At 37.4% G+C, this 4841-nt stretch carries 4 protein-coding genes and 1 pseudogene; all 5 read right to left on the bottom strand.

Annotated features, from left to right (window positions below):
* A pseudogene (locus P8M54_RS11885) lies at nucleotides 1-263 on the bottom strand (hypothetical protein); the annotation flags it as partial.
* An 80-nt stretch (nucleotides 264-343) separates the two neighbouring features.
* Nucleotides 344-913: a YdeI/OmpD-associated family protein gene (locus P8M54_RS11880; RefSeq protein WP_300288083.1), complete on the bottom strand. Its 570-nt coding sequence runs from the start codon at nucleotides 911-913 to the stop codon at nucleotides 344-346.
* Nucleotide 914: 1 nt separating this feature from the next.
* The gene (locus tag P8M54_RS11875) at nucleotides 915-1439 is read right to left on the bottom strand and encodes a superoxide dismutase family protein (protein ID WP_300288082.1); all 525 of its coding nucleotides are present in this window, start codon (nucleotides 1437-1439) and stop codon (nucleotides 915-917) included.
* Nucleotides 1440-1702: 263 nt separating this feature from the next.
* On the bottom strand, nucleotides 1703-3493 hold the full coding sequence (locus P8M54_RS11870; RefSeq protein WP_300288080.1) for an acyl-CoA dehydrogenase family protein: 1791 nt from the start codon (nucleotides 3491-3493) through the stop codon (nucleotides 1703-1705).
* Between the two features lie 165 nt (nucleotides 3494-3658).
* On the bottom strand, nucleotides 3659-4840 hold the full coding sequence (locus P8M54_RS11865; RefSeq protein WP_300288079.1) for an acetyl-CoA C-acyltransferase: 1182 nt from the start codon (nucleotides 4838-4840) through the stop codon (nucleotides 3659-3661).
* Between the last annotated feature and the right edge of the window lies 1 nt (nucleotide 4841).

Here is a 4841-nt window from a genome sequence, read left to right as displayed (position 1 = left end):
TTTTCAGGATTGTTGTCTGAGTTCGTTTTGCAGTAAATGGAATATAAAGTACTTAAAAGCGCTACTTTTGGCAATTCATTTTGTACCCAATCATCTGATTTTATTGGAGTAGCCGTTTCAAAAGAAACGATGTGACCATAAATGAAACCCGTTTTTCTAATTTTTTGATAAAACAAGTCATCACCCATTGCTTCCGCATGATCGGAACGTTTTTGCTTCGTAAAATATTTAGCGATCCATCCGGGTGCTGAAGGGTTAATCATGATTGCGTTTTAAAAATGCAAAGCTAAGTTTATTTCTGAGTTTATTATAAAGCCAACTTCAATTAATAATTAAATTAAAATTAATTTCTTGATTTGAGATTGGCTTCACAACAGGAAATTATTTCGTCAATTCTTTTTGATCGTGTTTCTACACGTTTAGCCTGGTTTAGCCAATACAAATAACTTTTTTGATAGGAAGGGCTAAAATTGAGATATTTCTCATAGGCCATACTATTAATAGTAAAAGCAGCTTGCAAATCAGTAGGAATAATTAAATCTTCTACTAGATCTAGAGAGGTCCAAGATCCATTTTCTTTTGCAGCTTCAATTTTTACTAGTCCGCTTTGATGCATTAAATTATCCTTAGTTAGCTGCTCGATATATGATTTATTGAGTTTACTCCACACACTTTTGTCTTTTCGTGGTGTAAAGGATTGCTTTCGAGACACGTCATCGATTTTTTTTACGGTAGAGTCGATCCAGCCGTAACAAATAGCGACCTTAACTGCCTCTTCCCATCGCATACTTTCCTGATCACTAGCTACTTTATAAAAAAGCAAATTAACACCAGATGAAATGGCGTAATTTTCGTGAAGCCAATTACGCCATTCATCTGCATTTTTAAAATATAAAAGAGCTGCCTCTTTCAAATTATTTGATTATTGCCGAGCAAGCTACTCTAGCACCTGCGTTTCCAGAAGGTTGAGAAGTGAAATCATCAGCTCCTTGATGTACAATCAAACCTTTTCCTAAAATATCTTTAGTTTGGTCGCCTGATCCCATATTCCACTCATCTGTAGTTAAGGTAATCGATCCGTTTCCTTTTGCGTCAGCTGTAAAATTACCTATATCTCCTTTATGGTATTCGCCAACGCCCCATTTTCCGTGATTTTTAAAAGTAGGGTTCCAATGACCTCCTGCTGAGGAACCATCTGCGGCGGAGCAATCCGATTTTTCATGGATGTGTATAGCATGTACACCTGGCTGTAAACCTGATAATGTAGCTACAAAAGTTACTTTGCCGTTTTTTTCTACAAAGGTAGCAGTTCCAGATACCTTGCTGTTGCTTTTAGCTTCAAAGGCAATGGTTAATTTTTTAACATTAGAGGAAGTGCTTGATTTACATCCTACTAATACAGCAATCACAACAGCTATGGATAGAATTAATTTTTTCATTATTTTTCAATTTAGATTATTCATTAAAGTTACTAAAAATTCAGCTAGGAGTTTAAAATTTTGGTGATTTAAATAGAAACAGTCATGCGCTTTTGTAATATGGCGTCGTAATTTATAATTGCAGATGTAACAAAGGAAAGGTTTCGCTGCATTTATTGGCTATGCATGCTATTCAACAATTGGCGTAGACCAAAAAAAAACCGCAACGTCTTTCAACAATTGCGGTCATTAACAAATAATCAACTAAAAACTATCTTTTTTGCTTAAAAACAATATTCGTTTTCAGCAACTAATTTTGATGTAATCGTTTCTTTCAAAGCCACAACATTTGGCATGTTTGTGTATTTAGTAAAACGTCTTAATCCCATAAGCATCATGCGTTGCTCATCTCCTTCTACGAATGAGATAATTGCTTCTTTACCTTTTTGAGTCACAATATCAACTGCTTGGTATAAGTACAATTGTGCCATTGCAATTTGCTCTTTTACTTTGTCAGCACCTTCTTTTTTAGCTAATTTCTCAGTTCTAAGAATAGTACTTTCAGCCATGTAAATTTCGATCAACATGTCTGAAGCCGACATTAATATTTGTTGATGAGAGTCTAATTCAGTTCCGAATTTTTGAACTGCACTACCAGCAACCATCATGAACGCTTTTTTCAATTTAACGATCAAGTCTTTTTCTTCAGCAAATAATTCAGAGAAGTCTGGAGTATCAAATGAAGGAATTCCCATCAATTCTTCACCTACTTTTGTAGCAGGTCCTAATAAATCAACGTGCCCTTTCATTGCTTTTTTAATCAACATTCCTACAGATAACATTCTGTTGATTTCGTTTGTACCTTCGTAAATACGAGCGATACGCGCATCTCTCCAAGCAGATTCCATAGGAGTATCTTCAGAGAATCCCATTCCACCAAAGATTTGAATACCTTCATCAGAACAGTTTTGAACGTCTTCAGAAACAGCTACTTTTAAGATAGAACACTCAATAGCGTATTCTTCAACCCCTTTTAATTCAGCATCTTGATGAGTAGATCCTTCTGCTTCACGAGCGATGATTCTATCTTCGATATTTTTTGAAGCTCTATATGTTGCACTTTCTCCAGCATAACAGCTAGTAGCCATATCAGCTAATTTAGAACGAATAGCTCCAAATTGAGCAATTGGTGTGTTAAATTGCTGTCTTTCGTTTGCGTAAGCAACTGCATTTGTGATCACTCTACGTTGTGCATCAAGACAAGCAGCAGCAAGCTTAATACGTCCAACATTCAAAGCATTCATTGCAATTTTAAATCCGTTTCCTCTTTCTGACAACATGTTCTCAGCAGGAACTTTAGTTTCGTTGAAGAAAACCTGACGAGTTGAAGAGGCTCTAATTCCTAGTTTGTGCTCTTCTTCATTCATTGAAATTCCATTTGCAGGATCATTTTCTACGATGAAACCAGTAATGTTTTTATCATCACCAATACGTGCAAAAACGATGAATACGCTACAGAAACCTGCATTCGAGATCCACATTTTTTGTCCAGTGATAGAGTATGTTTTACCATCTTCAGATAAAACTGCTTTTGTTTTTCCTGAGTTAGCATCTGATCCAGCACCTGGCTCAGTTAAACAGTAAGCACCAAACCACTCACCTGAAGCTAATTTAGGTACGTATTTTTGTTTTTGTTCTTCTGTTCCGTATAAAGTAATTGGCATAGTACCAATGCCTGTGTGTGCTCCAAAAGCCGTTGAAAACGATCCCGTTGCTCCAGAGATGTAATCACATACCAAAACGGTGTTTACAAATCCCATTCCCATTCCGCCATACGCTTCAGGAACTGCTACACTTAAGAAACCTAAGTCACCCGCTTTACGCATTGTTTCTTCAGTCAAAGCATAGTCTTTCTTTTCGAAACGGTCTTTGTGAGGCCATAATTCTTTATCAACGAACTCTTTCACAGAGTCACGCATCATTATTTGTTCTTCATTGAAGTCTTCAGGAGTGAAGATATCTTCGCACTTTGTTTCTTTTACAAGGAATTGTCCTCCTCTAGTTACGTCTGCCATAATTTGCCCCCTAACCCCCGAAGGGGGAATTCCTACTAGGGGTCAGTAGGGTTTTAAATTCTCTAACCTAAATGAAGTTAAAGATGTGAATATATCTGTTTAAGAACTTGGAAATCTTTTTTAATTATAAATAGTGCTACTTCCCCCTTTGGGGGGTAGGGGGCTTTACATTAGCTCATAAACCCCAGCACTACCTTGACCTGTACCTACACACATAGATACAATTCCGTATTTGCTACCGCGGCGTTTCATCTCATCAAATAATTGAACGGATAATTTAGCGCCTGTACAACCTAGTGGATGACCTAAAGCGATGGCACCACCGTTTACGTTGATGATATCAGGGTTTAAGTTTAGCTCGCGAGTTACTGCTAAAGCTTGTGATGCAAATGCCTCGTTTAGCTCAATTAAATCGATATCATTGATTGACAATCCTGCTTGTTTCAATACTTTTGGAATTGCTTTTACTGGACCGATACCCATGATTCTTGGTTCAACTCCTGCAGAAGCAAAGTTTACTAGTCTTGCGATTGGTTCTAGGTTTAATTCTTTAACCATTTCTTCGCTCATGATAAGTACAAAAGCAGCACCATCACTCATTTGTGACGAGTTACCTGCAGTTACACTTCCGTTAGCTTCAAAAACAGGTCTTAATCCTGCTAAAGCTTCTTTCGAAGTTCCGGCTCTAGGTCCTTCATCTTTGTTTACAACATAAGATTTTGTTTCTTTTTTACCATTTTCATTCAAGAAAGTTTGCTCAACAGTAATAGGAACAATTTGTTTGTCAAATTTCCCTTCAGCTTGTGCTTTCAAGGCCTTCATGTGTGAGTTATAAGCAAATTCATCTTGGTCTTCTCTAGAAACTTTAAACTGCTGTGCTACGGCTTCGGCTGTTAAACCCATTCCCCAGTAGTAGTCTTCGTTTCCTGCTTTTGCAACAGCATAATCCGGTGTTGGTTTGTAACCACCCATCGGAATAAAACTCATGCTCTCAGCACCACCTGCAATAATGCAGTGTGCCATGCCTGATTGAATTTTGGCTGTAGCCATACCAATTGTTTCTAAACCAGATGCACAGTAACGGTTTACAGTCACTCCAGGAACATCCTCTACTTTTAATCCCATCAAAGAGATCAAACGAGCAACGTTAAGTCCTTGTTCTGCCTCAGGCATTGCGTTTCCAACCATTACATCGTCAATACGAGTCTTGTCAAAATCAGGCAGTTCATTCATCATGAATTCGATGGTTTCTGCTGCTAATTCATCAGGTCTTTTAAATCTAAAAACTCCTTTTGGTGCTTTACCAACTGCAGTTCTGTATGCTTTTACTATATAGGCTGTTTTCATA

Source organism: Flavobacterium sp. (assembly GCF_029242675.1).
Lineage (GTDB): Bacteria > Bacteroidota > Bacteroidia > Flavobacteriales > Flavobacteriaceae > Flavobacterium.
Note: the sequence above shows the minus strand (reverse complement) of the source record. Positions and strands in the feature narration are given on the sequence as shown.